The organism is Candidatus Jettenia sp. AMX1 (assembly GCF_030263775.1).
Taxonomy (GTDB): domain Bacteria; phylum Planctomycetota; class Brocadiia; order Brocadiales; family Brocadiaceae; genus Jettenia; species Jettenia caeni.
The window spans coordinates 99,543-118,282 of the sequence record NZ_SZPP01000007.1; the positions used below are offsets into that span (position 1 = coordinate 99,543).

General features: G+C 38.1%; 19 protein-coding genes. 6 read left to right on the plus strand and 13 right to left on the minus strand.

The window, feature by feature from the left end:
• Positions 1–3: 3 nt before the first annotated feature.
• The 6 genes from FBQ94_RS02750 to FBQ94_RS02775 all read right to left on the minus strand — a co-directional run bounded on the left by FBQ94_RS02750 (position 4) and on the right by FBQ94_RS02775 (position 4,742).
• A complete protein-coding gene (locus FBQ94_RS02750) occupies positions 4–654 on the minus strand; it encodes a metal-dependent transcriptional regulator (RefSeq protein ID WP_007222237.1) in 651 nt (216 codons plus the stop codon).
• 2 nt (positions 655–656) lie between these two features.
• Complete coding sequence (locus FBQ94_RS02755; RefSeq protein ID WP_007222236.1) at positions 657–1,064, minus strand: SoxR reducing system RseC family protein; 408 nt, start codon at positions 1,062–1,064, stop codon at positions 657–659.
• A 3-nt stretch (positions 1,065–1,067) separates the two neighbouring features.
• Positions 1,068–3,335 (minus strand): ferrous iron transporter B, encoded by a 2,268-nt coding sequence (locus FBQ94_RS02760; RefSeq protein WP_007222235.1) that lies wholly within the window; start codon positions 3,333–3,335, stop codon positions 1,068–1,070.
• Between the two features lie 113 nt (positions 3,336–3,448).
• Positions 3,449–3,937 carry a zinc/iron-chelating domain-containing protein gene (locus FBQ94_RS02765; protein ID WP_007222234.1) on the minus strand — a complete coding sequence of 163 codons (489 nt, stop codon included), beginning with the start codon at positions 3,935–3,937 and terminating at the stop codon, positions 3,449–3,451.
• Positions 3,938–4,048: 111 nt separating this feature from the next.
• Positions 4,049–4,513, minus strand: coding sequence for a YkgJ family cysteine cluster protein (locus FBQ94_RS02770; RefSeq protein ID WP_285441971.1), 465 nt, complete (start codon positions 4,511–4,513; stop codon positions 4,049–4,051).
• Positions 4,506–4,742, minus strand: coding sequence for a hypothetical protein (locus tag FBQ94_RS02775; RefSeq protein WP_007222232.1), 237 nt, complete (start codon positions 4,740–4,742; stop codon positions 4,506–4,508). Before FBQ94_RS02775 ends, FBQ94_RS02770 begins: the two co-directional genes overlap by 8 nt.
• A 187-nt stretch (positions 4,743–4,929) precedes the next feature.
• On the opposite strand from FBQ94_RS02775, the gene FBQ94_RS02780 reads away from it, so the two are divergent.
• Positions 4,930–7,182, plus strand: a complete 2,253-nt coding sequence (locus FBQ94_RS02780; RefSeq protein ID WP_007222231.1) for a LamG-like jellyroll fold domain-containing protein — start codon at positions 4,930–4,932, stop codon at positions 7,180–7,182.
• A gap of 37 nt (positions 7,183–7,219) precedes the next feature.
• Here FBQ94_RS02780 and FBQ94_RS02785 read toward each other — a convergent pair whose 3' ends face one another.
• A complete protein-coding gene (locus FBQ94_RS02785; RefSeq protein WP_007222230.1) occupies positions 7,220–8,155 on the minus strand; it encodes a transporter in 936 nt (311 codons plus the stop codon).
• Positions 8,156–8,281: 126 nt separating this feature from the next.
• On the minus strand, positions 8,282–9,517 hold the full coding sequence (locus FBQ94_RS02790) for a BaiN/RdsA family NAD(P)/FAD-dependent oxidoreductase (RefSeq protein WP_007222229.1): 1,236 nt from the start codon (positions 9,515–9,517) through the stop codon (positions 8,282–8,284).
• 466 nt (positions 9,518–9,983) lie between these two features.
• Between FBQ94_RS02790 and ftsH the strand changes: the two genes are divergently transcribed.
• A complete protein-coding gene (ftsH, locus tag FBQ94_RS02795) occupies positions 9,984–11,810 on the plus strand; it encodes an ATP-dependent zinc metalloprotease FtsH (protein ID WP_007222228.1) in 1,827 nt (608 codons plus the stop codon).
• Here ftsH and FBQ94_RS02800 read toward each other — a convergent pair.
• Entirely contained in the window at positions 11,807–12,532 is a 726-nt protein-coding gene (locus FBQ94_RS02800) for a carboxypeptidase-like regulatory domain-containing protein (RefSeq protein WP_007222227.1), read from the minus strand. The two genes, ftsH and FBQ94_RS02800, sit on opposite strands and share 4 nt — an antisense overlap.
• Positions 12,533–12,897: 365 nt before the next feature.
• Between FBQ94_RS02800 and FBQ94_RS02805 the strand changes: the two genes are divergently transcribed.
• A complete protein-coding gene (locus FBQ94_RS02805; RefSeq protein WP_285441972.1) occupies positions 12,898–13,629 on the plus strand; it encodes a hypothetical protein in 732 nt (243 codons plus the stop codon).
• Between the two features lie 164 nt (positions 13,630–13,793).
• Here FBQ94_RS02805 and FBQ94_RS02810 read toward each other — a convergent pair whose 3' ends face one another.
• From FBQ94_RS02810 to smpB, 4 genes are all read right to left on the minus strand, one after another.
• Complete coding sequence (locus FBQ94_RS02810) at positions 13,794–14,417, minus strand: class I SAM-dependent methyltransferase (protein WP_007222225.1); 624 nt, start codon at positions 14,415–14,417, stop codon at positions 13,794–13,796.
• A 9-nt stretch (positions 14,418–14,426) separates the two neighbouring features.
• Positions 14,427–15,926, minus strand: a complete 1,500-nt coding sequence (dacB, locus tag FBQ94_RS02815) for a D-alanyl-D-alanine carboxypeptidase/D-alanyl-D-alanine endopeptidase (RefSeq protein WP_040543767.1) — start codon at positions 15,924–15,926, stop codon at positions 14,427–14,429.
• A gap of 29 nt (positions 15,927–15,955) precedes the next feature.
• The gene (locus tag FBQ94_RS02820; RefSeq protein ID WP_007222223.1) at positions 15,956–16,375 is read right to left on the minus strand and encodes a response regulator; all 420 of its coding nucleotides are present in this window, start codon (positions 16,373–16,375) and stop codon (positions 15,956–15,958) included.
• A gap of 118 nt (positions 16,376–16,493) precedes the next feature.
• Entirely contained in the window at positions 16,494–16,931 is a 438-nt protein-coding gene (smpB, locus tag FBQ94_RS02825; RefSeq protein WP_007222222.1) for an SsrA-binding protein SmpB, read from the minus strand.
• A gap of 302 nt (positions 16,932–17,233) precedes the next feature.
• On the opposite strand from smpB, the gene FBQ94_RS02830 reads away from it, so the two are divergent.
• The 3 genes from FBQ94_RS02830 to FBQ94_RS02835 are packed head-to-tail and all read left to right on the plus strand — an operon-like array spanning position 17,234 to position 18,566.
• Positions 17,234–18,145 carry a tyrosine-type recombinase/integrase gene (locus FBQ94_RS02830; protein WP_007222221.1) on the plus strand — a complete coding sequence of 304 codons (912 nt, stop codon included), beginning with the start codon at positions 17,234–17,236 and terminating at the stop codon, positions 18,143–18,145.
• The gene (locus FBQ94_RS17410) at positions 18,142–18,348 is read left to right on the plus strand and encodes a type II toxin-antitoxin system HicA family toxin (RefSeq protein WP_040543766.1); all 207 of its coding nucleotides are present in this window, start codon (positions 18,142–18,144) and stop codon (positions 18,346–18,348) included. Before FBQ94_RS02830 ends, FBQ94_RS17410 begins: the two co-directional genes overlap by 4 nt.
• Before the next feature lie 17 nt (positions 18,349–18,365).
• The gene (locus tag FBQ94_RS02835; protein ID WP_007222220.1) at positions 18,366–18,566 is read left to right on the plus strand and encodes a type II toxin-antitoxin system HicB family antitoxin; all 201 of its coding nucleotides are present in this window, start codon (positions 18,366–18,368) and stop codon (positions 18,564–18,566) included.
• The last annotated feature ends 174 nt before the right edge of the window (positions 18,567–18,740 follow it).

Here is an 18,740-nt window from a genome sequence, read left to right on the forward strand (position 1 = left end):
AGATTAAATAAGGCGAACGTAAATACTTTGTGCAATAGCACTATCGAGTGCAATTTGTGTCTCACCCATCTGGATAACATAGGTTGGTTGTCTTTGATGAAGCCGGATTTGAACTCCGGGTACTAAACCCATTGATGAAAGTTTATCTAACCGTTGATGATATTTTGTCACGATATAGGATATCCTTGCCTCATCTCCGGACCTTAACTCTGTTAATGGCATTACAACCGGCCTTATCTCCTTATTTGCTTTCTCACAGCAATCACCCGGCGGAATAGCCTTTCCATGAGGACAGCTTACCGGGTGACCTAGTAATGTGCATATACTGGCCGTGACTTCTTCATCCAGAAAATGTTCAAATTTACATGCGCTGGAATCCATGGTATCTTCTTTTACTTCCAGGACGTCATGTAATAATCTTTCAGCAAGGCGATGTCTTCTGATAATTAGACGAGCATCAACCCTTCCTTTTTTCGTAAGCTGTACTTTTTTATTGGTTATGATAATATAGCTCTCTTCAACGAGGGCTTTTATATGACGTTCTGCATCGGGAAGATCTACTTTTTTCAGTAATACATCCTTATCAACTTTGTCATTTTCTTCTTCCATTGTCCATATCAACTCAAGGATCTCTTCCTGACAGGTATCAGCCATAACTATGTTTTTCCCCTTTTTGTCAATTCTATTCTAAAAAGATATTGCGGCCTCTTCAACCATACTATAATCGAAACAATTACCGTAACGATACTGGCCCCGAGTATATCAATATTTTTACGGTAAGCGCCGAACGATATAACCATAGATATTGTCTCTATTATTATCAACCCCAGCACAAAGGTAATCACTATAATAATCCATGTATTTTTAGTAAACCAATTTTTATTGCTACGCAATACAACCTCTTGTCCAACCTGAACTCCTTCTACCACAGCTACCTGCACCATATCCTGTATACCCATCTTTTTGGGGCATGTAGAACAACTTCCGCATGCTTTATTTTCCAGGATAATACACACTTCGGCACTATTACCGTGAATGGATACTATCTTTCCCCTTATTTCCATTTCTTAGAACTGCTGTAAAATAATGCGGAGAATACCACCAATAAGAATTGAATATGGCAAGATAAATGCAAACATAAGAAATGCATTCTTCGTCCCCTGTTCTTTAATCATCACAAAAAAGTTTGCAAGGCATGGGATAAATAAGGTAATTACAACTAAGGAAACTAAGAGTTGTTTGGGATCTATGCCTGCATTCCCCCCTTTTTCCTGAAGGGCATCAAAGATACTTACAGCGCCGTAATCCCTCCGTAAAAACCCCAAAATAAAACCGTGCGTTGTCTCAATAGGCAATCCCAAAAAATTTTTAATAACCGGGGCGCCCATTTTTTCCACAAAAGACAGTACCCCCAATTTAGTTGCGATAAACAGAGCGAGAGTACCAATCATAAACAATGGGACAGCTTCCTTTAAAAACCAGTGAACCCTGTAGAATGTCTTAATAAAGATATTTGATAGCTTCGGCATGCGAAAGGGAGGAATCTCCATTAAAAAATCAGAAGGATCACCGGGCAACACCTTTGATGACAAATAACCAACAAAGAGAAGTTGTGTGCAAATGATGAAAGCGTATATGGCAAAGTATATTCCCGAAATCCGGCCCAGTACACCGGCGATAACGCCCAATTGTGCCGAACAGGGAATAGCCAATGCCAGGAGTAAGGTAGCGATGATCCGTTCCTTTTTTGTATTCAGGATACGGGTTGTCAAAGTTGCCATAGTATCGCAACCCAAACCCAGCACCATGGGCAAAATAGCCTTCCCATTTAACCCTATTTGTTTAAATACTTTGTCTACCATAACTGCAAGACGCGGAAGATATCCGCTATCTTCCATAATGCCAAAGGCCAGGAAGAAAAATCCTACAATAGGAAATACAATGGCAATCGCATAGGTAAGCCCAACCTGTATCAATCCTGACTGTTCATTAAAGAACAACTCAAATATGATATTATCCTTACTTATTACTTTCTGCGTAAGTAACCCTAAATAATAGTTAAATCCCTGAAAGTCCACATGTAAAATATGATACGACTTCCGGACAAAAGGGATGTAGAGGGCTATATCAAAACCACCTGATGGATTCAGAGAATTACCAAATATCTTGTTTTCAAAAAAATCAACACATGTCCCCGCTCCAAATTCTCCCACTAATTTATAAACAATCCATAATATAATAATAAGTATCGGAAAGGCGGCTAACGGATGCATAGTAATACTGCCTAATATCTCCGATACAGTAAGTTTTGCTTTGCGATTTTTCAGGTATACAGATGATGAAAAGTAAGATGCTGATATACCACCTGCGATAAGTGATACAGCAAGGCTAAAAACATCACTGGTCTGAAATCCTGCAGAGATCAGGTACATTAAGAGCGCCATAAGCCTATATCCTACGAGAAAAGATACTAATGGCACAAGGAAATAGAAGAATACACCGCGTATAAGCGGATGTGTCTCTTTTTTCTGGATATGGGCTATTGAGACCTTTTTCGTGAGTTTATCGACAAAGCTTACCCGCTTTATATTGATTACATAGCTTAACGGATTGCTAAAATGCTTTTGAACATCGTCCCGAATACCTTGAATTTCCATAAGAATCTCATGGGTAAGTTTATCTCTTAAATTATCCTCAAGCGCCTCATCTCGTGATAAGAGCATAATGGCCAACGCACGTTTATTTATCCGCGCATCCATAGTTAATACTTTTTCTATCTTTAAGATACCTTCTTCGATCAAAATCCCGTAATCAATAGAAAGATTGGGTACTTTTGCAGATGGTATAGCGCCCAGCAATGCACTTACCCCTGTCCTGTGGGTAGCAATGGCTTTTATGACAGGTACATTTACTATTTTTTGCAGGGCAGCAATATCGATGTTCATACCCCGGTCTAAGAGTTCATCCCACATATTCAATACTAATACTACCGGTAGGCCCATCTCCGCAATTTGCGTGGTAATCAATAATCCCCTGCGCAGATTCTTTGCGTCCATTACCTGGACTATATGCTTATCATACTCCTCCAGGAGCATATCGCGCGCTACCCGCTCATCCTCTGAAAGCGGGATTAAACTATTTGCTCCTGGCGTATCTACAATTTCTACGCTGCCATCCAGTCCTTTGCAAATGCCCTTAGAAACCTCAACCGTTGTCCCCGGATAATTAGATACGGTCACATACTTTCCTGTCAGGAGACCAAATATTACACTTTTTCCAACATTTGGATTTCCTACTAATGCAACCTTATAGATATCTGCTGCTTTTTGCGACATGTATTTAATCCTGCTATGTTACATAAACTATGGAAAGGCCTCAATCTATTGAAATTGAGTCTCATTAAATTATAGTATTTTTGTAATGTAAGTCAAAATATTTCCTGTAAATCTCAAGAATGGACGGATGGAGATGGGTCTGGATATAAGGTATTGGCAAGCGCCGATGATATTGATTTGAACTCAGCAAGTTGTTCGAGAAAAGGTGAATACTTCCATTGAACATTATACTTTATACTTAAATCTTTAATCATACGATAATATTTCTCATACACATCATGGGAAATTTCCTGATAATGGACATTACAATAGAAAACACGACATCCAAGCATCCGAAAATCCCTGATACTGCATCGATTATCTTTAAGAAAAGGACATATGTTATTTGAGATATTACTCCTATCAGGTACTTCTTTGTGTTGCGTGATAAAACCAACTTCTATACTACTTGCATAAAGGACATGGTCAAAGGTAGTAAAATTACAACATGTGCCGCATTTATCACAGCCAGGATTGAGCTGGGTTAACTCCTGCTCTAACTGCCGATAGATAATTACCAATTCTGAATAAATGTTATCATTCAATACGCTTTGTGTTTTCATGCAAAATATGCTTTCTTAAAAATCCGATACGTGTATAAATATCTCTCTTATGGAATTTTTTGGCGCTTATGGTACTGCCGTCCCGTATTTTAATTGTATAACTATACGCTATTACACCGTATTACCAAATCGCCTTTCATACATCTGTAAACTATCCTGTATATCCTTCATAGTATGTAATTTTCCTTTATCTATACCCGGACAGGTTTTTTTTAATTTTTCCCACTCTGATATCGCTTCCAAATTTGATGTCCAGAATGGAAACGTCCTGCATTGGCAAGGTCTTTCTGCGTATATCTTGCATCCATCTTGATACATAATACAGTCGCCGTTACCGTATTCCAGAAGACTTAACCGGCCATTGATACTCCTTAAATAATTTCTGGTAAATACTGCCTCGCTCATACCGAGAAATGATGATATTCTCTTTATTTCAGTCTCGTTAACCCATACTACCCCGGGCTCACCCCGACAGCATCTGCCACACCGCTGGCATTCAAATCTTAATCCTTCTTTGAACCACGGCAAAGGATCACCCTGGGTATTTCTGTTTTTATTCAATATCCGACTATTCATATACAAAATCCCTTATCTTCCTCTTTACATAATTCGAGGTTAAAGTTCCATAATCAATTTTATGTATAATATCATTACTTTTATAAAATACAACGAATATTATAACATCTAATTGGTAAAACACCCTTCCTCTCCGCCTCATTTTTAAACTATTATTCCCTTTTGTGGCATGTCTCACTTCTGTGCCTGGCACACCTCTGCGACATGTCACGTTTTTTTCTATTTTCATTCCTTACCATCCCGCTCTCTTTCTATCCTTACTATAGAAGACTTCGCTTGTATAGCAAAATAAGTTTTACTTTTATGGAATATTTTTTGCTTAAAATATTCCATGTCGAAGCAATCAGGGGAAAATATCAAATACACAAGGATTTCAATAGATACGTTGCTATAAAATTATAGAGAGGAAAATACGCATGAAAAAAACTATAGTTACTTTTACTATAATAACTTATATCATATTTCTATACGTAACCATAATCAAAGCAGCGTCTGCCAGCACAAAAATTATGCCACTTGGTGATTCAATTACCCAGGGTTTTATAAAGAATATACCAGAAGACTATAGGGTAGGTTACCGGCAAAAGCTTTATCTTGATTTAAAAGATGCTGGCTACGATGTCGATTTTGTAGGGAGTTTGAGTCACGGTATTCTTGCACATCCCGGTTTTGACTATAACCACGAAGGGCACGGTGGTTGGAGTGATAACGAAGTAGCTGGGCAGATATATACCTGGCTCGTTGCTAATCCAGCCGATATCATCCTCCTTCACATCGGAACGAATGATTTCAATACAAGCCCTGATGATGTAGCGCTTATTCTTGATGAAATTGATACGTATAGTAAAGATATTATCGTAGTTTTGGCTCTTATAATCAATCATAAGACCTATAATCCGTTAATAACACAGTTTAACAATAATATTCGGGCTATGGCAGAGGCGCGGATTGCCCATTGTGATAAAATTGTTATTGTCGATATGGAAAATGCCTTGAATTATCAGAGCGATATGGATGATAATTTGCATCCAAACTCTAACGGTTATATCAAGATGGCTGATGTTTGGTTTCCTGCCGTAGAACAAATCCTGACAGACTCATACCAGCCTCCTCCTTGTACTCCTCCGGTTCCAGGTCCGGCCCTCCAGGCTTACTATGCTTTTAATAATGGATCTGGAACAGTTGCTATTGACTCGTCAACCTACAAGAGGAATGGCGCTGTTAACGGAGCTGTATGGACAGCAGGCAGAAGCGGGAATGGGCTAAGTTTTGATGGGGTTGATGATTATGTATTGATTCCCCGTATGAATAATGACGAGATGTCAATTTCTGCATGGTTCTATAAAAATGCCAATGATACGGCAAACGCTGACGCCATATTTGGGGGATCAAGGTGGGTCGGAGTTAAGGAAGGTTTTGATGTACGATTCCACCGTTATTCTCCTAATACCCTTGAATTTATCCTGTTTACGAGAGATAGAAATGGAGTTATAACAGGCAAGACGGCAAAATATAAATTTAATAATTCCGTTGGTAATTGGTATCATGTTGCAGGTACCTATAAGAAAACAACGGGAGAACAAAAATTTTATATAGACGGAAAGTTAGTTAACACACAAATACATCCGACGGGCAATACTGTCATGCCCCTGGCATATTATTCTGACATGAGAATAGGATATTCGAGATCTAATAATGGTTATTTTAACGGTATTATAGATGAAGTCCGCCTTTATAACCGGGCGTTGAGTACTATCGAGGTTGAAAATCTGTATAAAGGAGTAGCGCCTGGCCTTAGCCTAACAATAACAACTGTGGGCAGTGGTTCAGTATCAACTGATCCAAACCCGCCTTATACGTCTGGTCAGATAGTTACTTTGACAGCAAAAGCCGATCAGGGATGGATTTTTAATCATTGGAGTGGCGATGTATCAGGAAGTAACAATCCCACGACATTGACCATGACCAGTAATAAAGCGGTAACTGCCACATTTGTTACAGGCACTTCCAGCGACTTAAAAGCTCTTTATACCTTAAACGAGGGAACAGGAATCATTGCCAACGATTCTTCCGGTAACGGTAAGCATGGCACCGTCAATGGCGCCACATGGACAACCGGTAAAGCCGGAGGTGGATTAAGCTTTGATGGGATTGATGATTCCGTATCCGTTCCCCGTATGAATTATGATGAGATTTCAATTTCTGCCTGGTTTTATAAAAATACCAATGATACAACCTATGCTGATGCTCTATTCGGTGGATATAAGTGGAATTCAGATGCCCAGTTTCAACAGGGTTTTGATTTACGGTTTTACAAAAGTGATCCTGATACACTCCAGTTTATCGTAATAACAAAAGATGTTGGTGGAATCAGGAGCATAAAGACTACCCAAAAAAATTTAATGAATTCGGTAAGTAGTTGGTTCCATGCTGTAGGCACCTATAACAAAACGACAGGAGAACAAAAATTGTATGTCAATGGACAGTTGGCCCATACACGGACCCACCCTGCGGGAAATACCATAGTACCGTTAACGTCGTACTCTGATATGAGAATTGGATATTCAAGGGTTAATAACGGCTATTTTCAAGGAATTATCGATGATATTCGTATTTACGACAGGGCTTTAACCGATACGGAAGTACAAGAATTATATACGAGCTATTAGTATTTTATTGTTGTTCTTTTTGTGCGTCCCATTGAAATTAAAAATCTTTGATAACACTAAACCAAACCCGTTTATCAAACTCTTCTGTTCCATTCAAAGGAATTTCAATACCATGCATAACATACAGTTCGTGAGAAAGATCCCAACGCATGCCTGGAAGAATATCTAGACGGTATTCTTCATGCTCTTCCAATCCAAACCCTTTTTGGCCATTCAATTCAATAAATGGTGTAATACCTTCCAGGACTGGAACATTTTCCATGGTAAAGGTTTTTGATAATGCCACACCATAAAGAAAATCTACATTGGCATCTTCTTTGTGATCTCCACCGGTAGGGACATCAACACCTAAAAAGGAATGCAGGCTTATGCGATGTCCCATATCCATCCAAAACGCAAGTTGCTGACCAAGGGTTGTTACCCCGCTACCCAGATGCCGGTCCTCATCACCTGTGGGAACATCGATAACAGAACCTGTTGACAACGAGAAGGTATTCGATTCCAGAAGCATGGCTCTTAAAGCAAATCTAGTGTCTCCAACTCCAACGTTTTCGGTGCCTCCACTCGTATATAATACTTTTGTCTCTACATCGAGCTTAATACGCAGGGTAAGAGGAAGCTCTAATGCCAACCCCCACTCATGAGCATCCAACTCCCCATCATCTTCATCATCTATGTAAATATAATTAAAACGAACTTCTCTCTTAAAGAATGCAGGCACAATACGTAAGAGAGGTACTCTGTGCGCTTGGGTTTTACTTTCTTCGTACTTCTCCCAGGGTGTTAACCATCCTTCAAGGAAGTTTGAAAATTCAAGGTTTCTTTGCAGACCGTGATGTTTTAATCCGTTTTCACTAAGAGAAGCATTTCCTGTGATATTTTGTACCTTTTCGTCATTTGCAAAACTACGGGGTATTTGAGTAAACAGTGACAAGCCGAGAAGATAGACAATAATCAGAATACCACGATGCATAGCCTCCACTCCTTTTAAAAGTATATCAAAATATTTTGAGGAACTTTACGTATGTCTGAAAGTTTAAGTAAATACCATATCATAGAATAAAAATCAAACGGCTTTTTAATTTAACATTAAGGTTATCTAGATTATTGAATCCGCCGCAAGATATCCGGTAGAAAATGCCGCCTGGAGATTGAACCCGCCGGTGGGACCATCTATATCAAGCACCTCTCCCGCAAAATACAATCCTTCCCGGAGTTTAGATCTCATTGTCCTTGGATCAACTTCATGCAAATTTATACCACCTGCCATTACGATAGCCTCCTCAACCGGACGATGACGAACGAGGGTAAGAGATAGTCCTTTGAGTTGTTTCAGTATTTTCTTCCTCTCCGGTGCCGTTATTTGTGCTGCCTTTTTTTGCAGCTCAATGTCACAAAGACGCAGAAGAATAGAAACCAATTTTTCCGGAATAAGAAAAGTTAAGCAGGATTTGATTGCCTTACTACCATGCCGTTTCATCTGGTCTAGCAGGAGGATGTCAAGTTCATGGAATGCATGATTCGGTTTAAAATCTATGTGTATTCGTATGGGTCCTTCTGGCAGACGCTCAACAAGGCGCTTGCTCATATCAAGAATGGCTGGTCCGGAAATACCGTAATGAGTAAAAAGCGCCTCACCAAAATGTTCAATAATCTTTTTACCCTGCTGACAGGCTGCAATACTTACATTTTTCATGGGAGTTCCCTGTATGGATTTTACCCAGGTCTCTGCCGTTTCGAAGGCAATGATAGCCGGATATAGTGGTGAAATTGTATGACCTACTGACGAGGCGAATCTATAGCCATCACCCGTACTCCCTGTAGCAGGATAACTAAGCCCCCCTGTTGCAATTAAAACATTCCGTCCAAAAATATCCCCTCGGTTTGTTTCTACCCCTCGTATACAATTGCCTTCTGCTTGTATTCGCAGGACAGACGAACTAGTCTGGATTGTTACTTTGTGATCATACAGGTAAGCCTCGAGCGCTTTCAGGATAGAGTCCGCCCTTTGGCTTTTCGGAAAGACACGGCCTTTATTTTCCGCAACTGTTTCTATACCGTACAATGTAAAGAATGAGCGTAATCTCTCATTATCAAATATTTCCAATGCTGTGCGAAGGAAAGGGCCTCCCTTCTCGTATGCCTTTACAAATATCTCTAATGGGGCAGTATTGGTTATATTACATCGGCCGGCAGCACACATGAGGAGTTTTTTGCCCAGATGATTTGTCTTTTCAAGAAGTATGACCTTTTTTCCCCGTTCTCCAGCCCGACCGGCAGCGATCATACCGGCCGGCCCTCCACCAATAACGATGAGATCATATCTATCCGCCATATGGGATCAGCTACGGGTAAATGCTCATTTGAGAGTCTAATCTGTGGATGCCCTCTTCCCATGCTATCTGAAGGACATTTTCAAACTCCTCATCATTGATACAGCGATTAATCTCTGCATACTTATGTGAAAGATAACAGGGATGATATTGATCCATGATATTCACATACAAATTTATATAACTTGGTTGAAACATAACTTCCATGAATCAGAGTTAACAAAATAAATTAAAATTAATTTTATGGCCTGTAATCATGTGAGTCAATAATTAATATCAGAAAAGAGAATACTATACATAAAATTAGACATGCAGATCAGCATTCAAATTATAGGTTGCCAAAGGAGTAGATACTTTGTAATATAATTTAGGCAGGCCACAAGGACCTCCGACACAGAGTCTCCCCACCTTTTTATGAACCAAAGGATCGTAAAGGTTTACTCCCAAAATAACATGAGGTTAGTGAGAATGACACCAAAATATTTCTGTAAAATATCTGTAATATTTCTCCTCTTTCTATCAATTTTCACCCTGCATCGTATTGCAAAGGCTGACTTCGTAAAAACAGAGAATATTCCTTATAGTGAATTCCGGAAATTAATACAGGAAAATAAACTGGAAGAGGTAATCTTCTATCCGACAACGATCAGAGGGATTTTAAAAGCCGAAGCAGAACAAAAAGGTAAGAAGGGCGTAACAACGGTCAAGGTAGAAGACCCAAATCTGGTAAAAGAACTTGTTGCGCATAATATAAAATTTTCTGCACTTGAAAGCGGAGGATGGCGTGGCAGTCTGTTTTTACTCTGGTTTATCCCTATGATAATTTTTCTCATTATGATATCACGGGCCAGGCGTGGAGCAACCGGAGCAGGACTTATGTCCATCGGAAAAAGTCGGGCTAGCCTTTACATCGACAAGAATACCGGTGTTACATTTGATGATGTAGCCGGCGTTGATGAAGCAAAGGAAGAGTTAAAAGAGATTATCGATTATCTTCAAAACCCACAAAAATACCAGAGATTGGGTGGAAAGATACCCAAAGGGGTACTGCTTGTGGGACCTACCGGCACGGGTAAGACATTGCTAGCCAAAGCAGTAGCAGGTGAAGCGAAAGTGCCTTTTTTCTCTATGAGCGGATCAGGATTTGTCGAGATGTTTGTTGGAGTGGGAGCCGCGCGAGTGCGTGATCTCTTTGGACAGGCACAGGAAAAGGCCCCTTGTATTATATTTATTGATGAAGTTGATGCTTTGGGAAAAATACGTGCAGCAGCGCCTATTTCAGGTGGTCACGAAGAACGGGAAAATACGTTAAATCAACTTCTTATAGAAATGGACGGATTTGATACCCGGAAAGGGGTAATTATCATGGCGGCAACAAACAGGCCAGAGATTCTGGACCCGGCTTTATTAAGGCCCGGAAGGTTTGACAGGCATATCCTGGTAGACAGACCCGATATCAAAGGGCGCGAAGAAATATTACAGGTTCATTGCAAAAATGTGAAGGTTGGCAAGGCTGTAGATATAAAAATTATTGCTGCACGAACACCAGGCTTTGTCGGAGCGGATCTTGCCAATGTCGTTAACGAGGCAGCGCTTCTTGCTGCACGAATGGGAAAAGAATCTGTGGATATGGAAAATTTTGAAGAATCGATTAACCGGGTAGTTGCCGGATTAGAAAAGAAAAAAAGAGTTATGAGCAAAAAGGAGTTGGAGATCGTTGCTTATCACGAGTCAGGCCATGCTTTAGTTGCAGAATCAGTTCCGGGCGCTGACAAAGTCCATAGAATTTCCATTATTCCACGCGGTATTGCTGCATTGGGATATACACTCCAGTTGCCTACTGAAGACCGGTACTTGTTAACACGATCAGAATTATTGGACCGGCTTGCCGTACTACTCGGCGGGCGCGCAGCGGAAGAAATGATCTTTCATGAGATTTCTACAGGGGCGCAAAACGACCTGGAGCGGGCGACAGAGATTGCAATGAGTATGGTTAAAGAATATGGCATGAGTGAAAAAATTGGTCCTATGACATTTCAAAAAAGAAAATCACAATTCCTGGAGTTTGGGTACTCGGGCCGTGAATCAAGCGAAGAGATTTCAAAAGAAATTGATAATGAAGTCAAAAAAATCATCTTCGACTCCTACACAAGAGTAAAAGATATACTTTCGGAAAACAAAGGCCGTTTACAAATTCTCGCAAAACGACTTCTGGAGAAGGAGGTCATTGAAGGTGAAGAACTGAGGGAAATTATATCTCACAACCTCCCCGATCCAAAAAATAACGCTCTTTAAGAAGATACCTCAAAAAAGAACCCAGGTCCAACCTTCGACCGTATTGTTATTTCTCCTACACAATAGAAATAGCGGCCTGGCGGCAATTCTAATTTCCGCATACCAACATTATCAGCAATCTTTGTGTACGCATCCTTTTCTTTATTTAAAACGTAACTCTGGGTAGGGTAAAAGACAATGCTTCCTAATGAATTATTTGAATCAACACGGTAAAGCGTCTTCCCTATTACCAGAGGATTATCTGTTTGAAAATCAATAAATTTCAGTTCCCGGCCTTTAATCTTTGTCGGTGAACCTTTTGCATAAAAACGCTTTTCCTTACTAGTACTTTCAGAATAGTACTCAGCGTTATTAATTTCCCCATAGGCGTTATCACCCACAACAAAAAGCCCCCCTTTCGGAGGTATTTTCCACAAGGTAATATCACCAATCGAGAGATCGGTTGTCTCATCAAGCGATAACGGTATGTATAAAGGGATATACCCTCCTTTATCAAAGGTCAGTTTAATATTGCCAGGATGGTAACTGATAGAAAAATTACCTGTTGAATCGGAAGACGCCCTCAACTTCGATCCGTTAGATATAGCTGTGACATCAGCAAAAGAAAGAGGTTTGCCAAAACCATCCATAATACGACCACGGAGAGTGCCACTTTCAAAAGCATACGAGGCCTTTGAAACAATGAATAAAGCAAGTATCAATAGAGATATTTTCTTTAACATCTTTTACATTCCTTTCAAGAACACACTTACGTATTGAATTGGTTAATAGAAAGTATAAATATTTACTTGTAACATGATATGGATTAACTGTCAAAGAAAATTTGTCAATAGGATATATCTGATATTCGGAATACTTATGGAATAAGCTTGCCGATCTCCACGCATTGGATTTAAATCAATCTAAAACTTAAAACGTCGTTTCAATTCTCAAATTCTTCCAGGGTCTTTACCTTTTTAGATAATAATTAATTGACAAATATTATGCTAATTTATATACTACATTCTTAAATTTTTACATAATTGTAATGCTGTTTAAGCATAATTCTATACGATAAGTACAAGGTAAAATGAAAGGGATGGAAGTTATGAGAAGTAAATTGATTTCAGTAACGCTACCATTTATGTGTTTGTTGGGAATAGGTCTTTTTGTAAACAATAATCTCTCTGCTAAAGAGACCTTAGAAGATGGTATTATTGGTTTAACAAAAGCAGAAGTTAATGAAAAGTTTGGGAAACCAACCTATTTATATTGTGAAGAAGAACCTTTCAGACGATATGCAATGGTAACACCGGAAGAGGAAAGTATCCTGAGAGCACAATTCTTATACGATGTTTCCGTCCATGATTTCTATTATTTGAAAAGGAATGGAAGTAATTGTGAGTTTAGATTTTATTATGGTGAAGATACGATTGACGGGCAAAAAGTATGGCGTGTAAAGGAATATTTTATAAAATTTCTGGATGGTCCGGTTTCCCTTGGAAAGGTTGTTGATTTGGTACCAGAGTTCAAACCAGCTTATGGAAAAGCCAAAGTTTACCAGGAACGTTTAATTAACCTTAACAATATTCGGCTTACTTTTGTAACTCCGGAAATCAATGAGTTATCGAAACATATAGGATCTCGGTTTGTTGATCTTGATAAAGATATAAAAGACTGGTCTTTATCCTATGATGTTATACTTTGTGATAATGAGCCTGAAAAAGTATCGGCTAATAGCATGGTTAAAGAGGTTATTGTATCAGTAGATGGTGAGTATCGGATTGGAAAGACAGCTCACGCCTTTGGTACAAAGCTCATAGCCAATCCTTTACAATAAGAAATATATTTTTTACGTTTTTAAAAGCAGTAATGATTGATGTGTGGGGCATCTTTCATTACTGCTTTTTTATTTTCCAAAAGAAACGTTACATGAGATATTAAGCAACAATCTGGAGATAAGGTAGAGAAGAGGATACTTTTTCCTCTCTCAGAACCGTTACGTTATATAAGAACAGAATTATTTTTACATTTTATTAGCCGGCACATACCGAGAAAATTTACCCGTTGCTCGTGTACGATTGAAAGGTGAGCACCCCGGAGTAACTTATCAAGGTCTATATGCTTTCCCAAACCTAATTTATCTCTACATGGGGAAATAAATTTTTCGAAACGTGAAATAAGCCGGTTATTACAACCTGCATAATTTAATATAAAAATCTCTCCATCCTTTTTGCATACCCTTTTTATCTCATGTAAAATACGTAGTGGGTCGGGAACTACGGTGATTACATGAGATGCAATGACTTTATCGAAGGTGTTATCTGCAAAGGTCATGGATGATGCATCCATGTTATACAAAGTCACATTTGATAAAGTATAATATTGTTTTTTAACCTCGGCTTTATTTAACATTTCCTGACTAATGTCGATCCCAATCACGTGAGCACTTTTTGGGTATAAGGGTAATGATAGCCCAGTCCCCAAACCGACTTCGAGGATAGTCTCATTGGGCTTTACATTCATCATATGAAAAGCGGCATACCTTCCCGGCTCAAATATTTTTCCAAAAAAGCCATCATAAATCCATGCATAAAGCGAATATACTCTTTTGATATGTTCACTCATAAAGGTATTTTAATTATAATAGTTTATTAATGTCCGGCAAATATCATCCTGTACTTTATGGATGCTACGTAAATTATTAAAATTATTCATTAAAATCGAAAAAGCAAGCACATCTCCATTGGGGGTATTTATGTATCCGGAAAGCGTGGACACTTTTGCTATATACCCTGTCTTCGCATGTACTCTATTCTTGTATTGTGGAGAAACCATTCGATCTTTTAACCCACCATCCTTTCCTGATACAGGTAAAGAATCGTACAATACTTTACCATGGGGATGTTTATACATATACGTCAGAAGAGACGTTATCATATGCGGAGAGAACCTGTTACCCTTCGATAATCCTGAACCGTCTTCAATGTGATATTCATCAGAATGAAAACCCAGTTTATTCATAAAATTATGCAGGATATCTATTCCCGACTTAGTGCTACCCTCTCCGTTAACATGCGCCCCTAAAGTTTTTAGTATCTGTTCAGCATAAAAGTTCTGGCTGCGTTTATTGGTTACCGAAATAGTTTGCCCCATGGTAGAAGTAGTTTGTGTAATCCTTTCCCTATGGGCATCAGCAACATCTGTTTCATCAATTAAGCGGGCAGTTCCATCAACGAGAATTCCATACTTTTCTAAAACTTCTTTAAAGACCGTTGCAAGGTAAAGAGCCGGATTATACACAGTTACCCACTCCCTTTTCGGGGATGCATTAATCCAAAACTTACCGGTGATAAATATCCGATTAGTCTCAGGCTCGCGATACATTGAATAAGCATGTTCCTTTTTATCAGACGTACCTATACAGTTATTAACAATAGTAAAATATGATGTATCCGGATTTATTAACAGAATTACAGCATTTCCTGGTTTTTTACTGGAAATGAGTGTTATATCGACACAATTATCGTTAAATGATAATCCACAGCTTGGAGCACAATACCATGCTGACAATTGATTTTTTGACCATGAAGGACGGGTATAGACACGGTCGAAGATTGTATCGTCTGCTATAATATCACCGGTAATCCTGGAAATTCCCCTGCTTCTGATAGCATTCGCCCAGGATTCAGGAACAGCTAAAATATTACCATGATAAAACCTGCCAGATAGGTTGGGATCGCCGCTCCCTTTCAAGACAACATCACCCTTGAGTTTCCCTGAATCTGTTATTACACCGTTAGCTTCAATGCTTGTTTCATAGGTAAAATTTGGTCCCAAATAATCTAAAGCCGCGGCAGTGGTGAGAAGTTTCATATTTGAGGCAACACTAAATAAATTGTTGCTTCGGTAATTATATACCGACACATTCTTTTTAAGAGATACAACGCTAATACCACATGATACCTGTTTCAGATCGAGATTTTTTAATAGGGTTTGAATTTGTTTGTTTAAATTATTTGTGTTTGCTTCCAGGTTTATAGCAAAAAATATTCCAGGAAGGAATATTTTGAAAATAATGAGAAAAAATATACCAATGTAAGGATATATTCTTACTGTAAACCTGAAAAAACTCATAAATCTTGTTAGCAGAGAAACCAAAGAGATTATTTCTTGCCTTTGGGATATGTCTTTGTTTTTTTTGATACCGGAATGTCAAACCGAGATTCTAACAAATTCTCAACGGTGTGTAAAATAAGCTCATCATCGAAAGGTTTAACAATAAAAATATTTGCACCAGCTTTTGCAGAGGAAGATTCAACACGTTTTGATTTCTGGTCACTAATCATGATAGCGGGTAAACTCGGACTCATTTTTCTTATTTCCTGTAAGATCTCTATCCCGAGGTTCTCCTGAACTGTTGTACTTAGAATTAAAAGATCCATCTTTCTTTCCTGGAGAATCGTCAGTGCTACTTGTTTATTCAAGGCAACCTCAGTCTCGTAGCCATGCTGCTCAAATAAATCTCTCAACGTATCTACAGTTTGCCGTTCATCCTCTACAATTAATATCCTTGCAGAAGGCATAGTATCCCTTTCATGTTCTTTTGTGGATTATTATGCAAGGTAAAGTATACAAAATACTTTACGTTAATTTAGCCATAATAGAGAATGAAAATACCTATACTTACAGAAATTTCTAAAATTATCTCATAGCCCTCTGGATTTCCCTCTCAATGGCACGTTTTTTCAGATCCTCACGCTTATCAACTTTCGCCTTTCCTCTGGCAAGCGCAAGCTCTATCTTAACGAGACCTTCTTTAAAATATAGTGATAAAGGAATCATGGTATATCCTTTTTGTTTGATCTTCCCGGCTATCTTGCTTATCTCCTTCTTATGGAGAAGAAGTTTTCTAACCCTTTTAGGATCATGGTTCTGTCGATTTCCCTGCTTATATTGCCCAATATGCATCTCATACATATAAATTTCACCATTATCAAGAAGGGCAAAACTTTCATTGATACTTACATCTCTGTTCCGGATTGACTTAACTTCGGTACCAGTAAGTACAATACCCGCTTCGATCTTCTCCAGGATCTCATATTCGAAATATGCTTTCCTATTCTTGGCGATAATTTCCATGTATATTGTATATAATAATCCACTTAATCAGGGTTACATCCCAAACATATGAGCAAAAAAACCGAGCGTAACGAAAACTTAATAGTTAAATATGACCTAAAAATCGTAACAGATTGCAGACATGAATGCAAGGCTAATTTATTAAATCCTTGACTTGATTCTCCATATTTTTTAAAATCTACTGTTAGCCGAAGTGGCGGAATTGGCAGACGCGCTAGATTCAGGGTATTTTTACAAAAGAATACTCTCATACCCTGCCTAACAATATCGTAGAAAAGGCATTAAAATTAAACAATAATTTAATGACTTTTACACAAAAACCAAATAAAACTAAAATACTAGATTTTATCCTTATACATCTCAATACAATAGAGAGAAATATTAGCAAGGATTGGTACAAAACAACAAAATATATTCTCTTTAACTTTTTTCAATACTGCGAAAAACAAAAATTATTATTCCTCGAAGACATCACTATTCAACAACTCGAAGAATATAGAAATCTCAGGTTATCATTTAATAAAAAAAATACCGTAAAAACAGTATTTGCCACACTTTCAAACCTATTTAATCGTGCTGTTAAATATGAATTAATCAAAAATAATCCTATAAAAAAACTTGATCCTCTCCGAGGCATTCTTAACAACAAAACAAGATTTCTCTCTACAGATGAGGTTAAAAAAGTAATTGAGGCATGTAAAGGAAATTACTTTGAGAATCTCGTAACTACAGCAATTTATACAGGCATGAGACGAAGAGAATTAATACATCTAGAATATAAAGATATCGATCTCGAGAAGAAATTAATCTATATAAAAAATAAAGACAACTTCAGAACAAAATCAGGAAAAGAAAGAATAATCCCTCTCCATGATAAATTAGTTTCAATGTTTGAAGAAAAAAAAGAAGGGACCTGTTTTACTTATACCTATTACCAAAAATCAAACAACATTTACCATAAAAAGAATATCATTCAAGAAGATACTTTATCAAGAAACTTTAAAAACGTAGTTAAAAAAGTAGGTTTAATTGACGTGGGAATTCACACATTACGACATACTTTTGCGAGTCATCACGCCATGAACGGAACACCCATTTGGCTCATAGCTCAATGGCTTGGGCATTCCACGACATATATAACAGAACTCTATGCACATTTATGTCCTGACCATTCTAAAAAAGAGATCAATAAAATAAATTTCGCTACTCCATGAGCTATAAAAGAATTAAAATCATTAAGGCCCTAAAAGACTACGGTTTCGGATTCCTGAGAGAAGGCAGTAACCACACAATCTTTACAAATGGGAATATAAATGTACCGGTAGGCAGACATAAAGAAATCGACAGAGACACAGCAAGACTTATCGCCAAAGAAATTAATATTAAATGGGATATCTTTAAACAAAAAATTTCTTAATTAGCGGAGATTTACAAATGAAGACAATTAACGTTGAGATATGGAAAAGCGAAAAATTCTATATTGCAAAATGCCTGGAATACTCAAATTGTTTTACTCAAGGCAAAACTATTGAAGAAACAATCCGTAATATCAAAGAGGTAATTTATCTTATTCTCAATATTAAAAAACCAAAACTAAACATCATTCTAAAAGACTCACTTGTTGAAGCATTGTAATTTAAACTTTAACACAACATATCTGAGCAGCTTTTTTTTCTAAAAATTTTTTTAAATTACTACTCACTCGCTGATGCGCTTACTAAGCCCCTGACGTAACATACCTACATTCTGACATGACATGCGTATAAGTATGGACAAGGCAATTTCATCACAAGTAATCCCAAGAAGTTT

What these genes read in the sequence shown, in the direction of transcription:
- FBQ94_RS02835 (WP_007222220.1), top strand. Translation starts at nt 18,366, where the DNA reads ATGAAGACAATTAACGTTGAGATATGGAAAAGCGAAAAATTCTATATT.
- FBQ94_RS02785 (WP_007222230.1), bottom strand. Translation starts at nt 8,155, where the DNA reads ATGCATCGTGGTATTCTGATTATTGTCTATCTTCTCGGCTTGTCACTG.
- FBQ94_RS02760 (WP_007222235.1), bottom strand. Translation starts at nt 3,335, where the DNA reads ATGTCGCAAAAAGCAGCAGATATCTATAAGGTTGCATTAGTAGGAAAT.
- FBQ94_RS02765 (WP_007222234.1), bottom strand. Translation starts at nt 3,937, where the DNA reads ATGAAAACACAAAGCGTATTGAATGATAACATTTATTCAGAATTGGTA.
- FBQ94_RS02810 (WP_007222225.1), bottom strand. Translation starts at nt 14,417, where the DNA reads ATGAGTGAACATATCAAAAGAGTATATTCGCTTTATGCATGGATTTAT.
- FBQ94_RS02775 (WP_007222232.1), bottom strand. Translation starts at nt 4,742, where the DNA reads ATGAAAATAGAAAAAAACGTGACATGTCGCAGAGGTGTGCCAGGCACA.
- ftsH (WP_007222228.1), top strand. Translation starts at nt 9,984, where the DNA reads ATGACACCAAAATATTTCTGTAAAATATCTGTAATATTTCTCCTCTTT.
- FBQ94_RS02805 (WP_285441972.1), top strand. Translation starts at nt 12,898, where the DNA reads ATGAGAAGTAAATTGATTTCAGTAACGCTACCATTTATGTGTTTGTTG.
- dacB (WP_040543767.1), bottom strand. Translation starts at nt 15,926, where the DNA reads ATGAGTTTTTTCAGGTTTACAGTAAGAATATATCCTTACATTGGTATA.
- FBQ94_RS17410 (WP_040543766.1), top strand. Translation starts at nt 18,142, where the DNA reads ATGAGCTATAAAAGAATTAAAATCATTAAGGCCCTAAAAGACTACGGT.
- FBQ94_RS02770 (WP_285441971.1), bottom strand. Translation starts at nt 4,513, where the DNA reads ATGAATAGTCGGATATTGAATAAAAACAGAAATACCCAGGGTGATCCT.
- FBQ94_RS02755 (WP_007222236.1), bottom strand. Translation starts at nt 1,064, where the DNA reads ATGGAAATAAGGGGAAAGATAGTATCCATTCACGGTAATAGTGCCGAA.
- FBQ94_RS02820 (WP_007222223.1), bottom strand. Translation starts at nt 16,375, where the DNA reads ATGCCTTCTGCAAGGATATTAATTGTAGAGGATGAACGGCAAACTGTA.
- FBQ94_RS02750 (WP_007222237.1), bottom strand. Translation starts at nt 654, where the DNA reads ATGGCTGATACCTGTCAGGAAGAGATCCTTGAGTTGATATGGACAATG.
- FBQ94_RS02790 (WP_007222229.1), bottom strand. Translation starts at nt 9,517, where the DNA reads ATGGCGGATAGATATGATCTCATCGTTATTGGTGGAGGGCCGGCCGGT.
- smpB (WP_007222222.1), bottom strand. Translation starts at nt 16,931, where the DNA reads ATGGAAATTATCGCCAAGAATAGGAAAGCATATTTCGAATATGAGATC.
- FBQ94_RS02830 (WP_007222221.1), top strand. Translation starts at nt 17,234, where the DNA reads ATGACTTTTACACAAAAACCAAATAAAACTAAAATACTAGATTTTATC.
- FBQ94_RS02780 (WP_007222231.1), top strand. Translation starts at nt 4,930, where the DNA reads ATGAAAAAAACTATAGTTACTTTTACTATAATAACTTATATCATATTT.
- FBQ94_RS02800 (WP_007222227.1), bottom strand. Translation starts at nt 12,532, where the DNA reads ATGTTAAAGAAAATATCTCTATTGATACTTGCTTTATTCATTGTTTCA.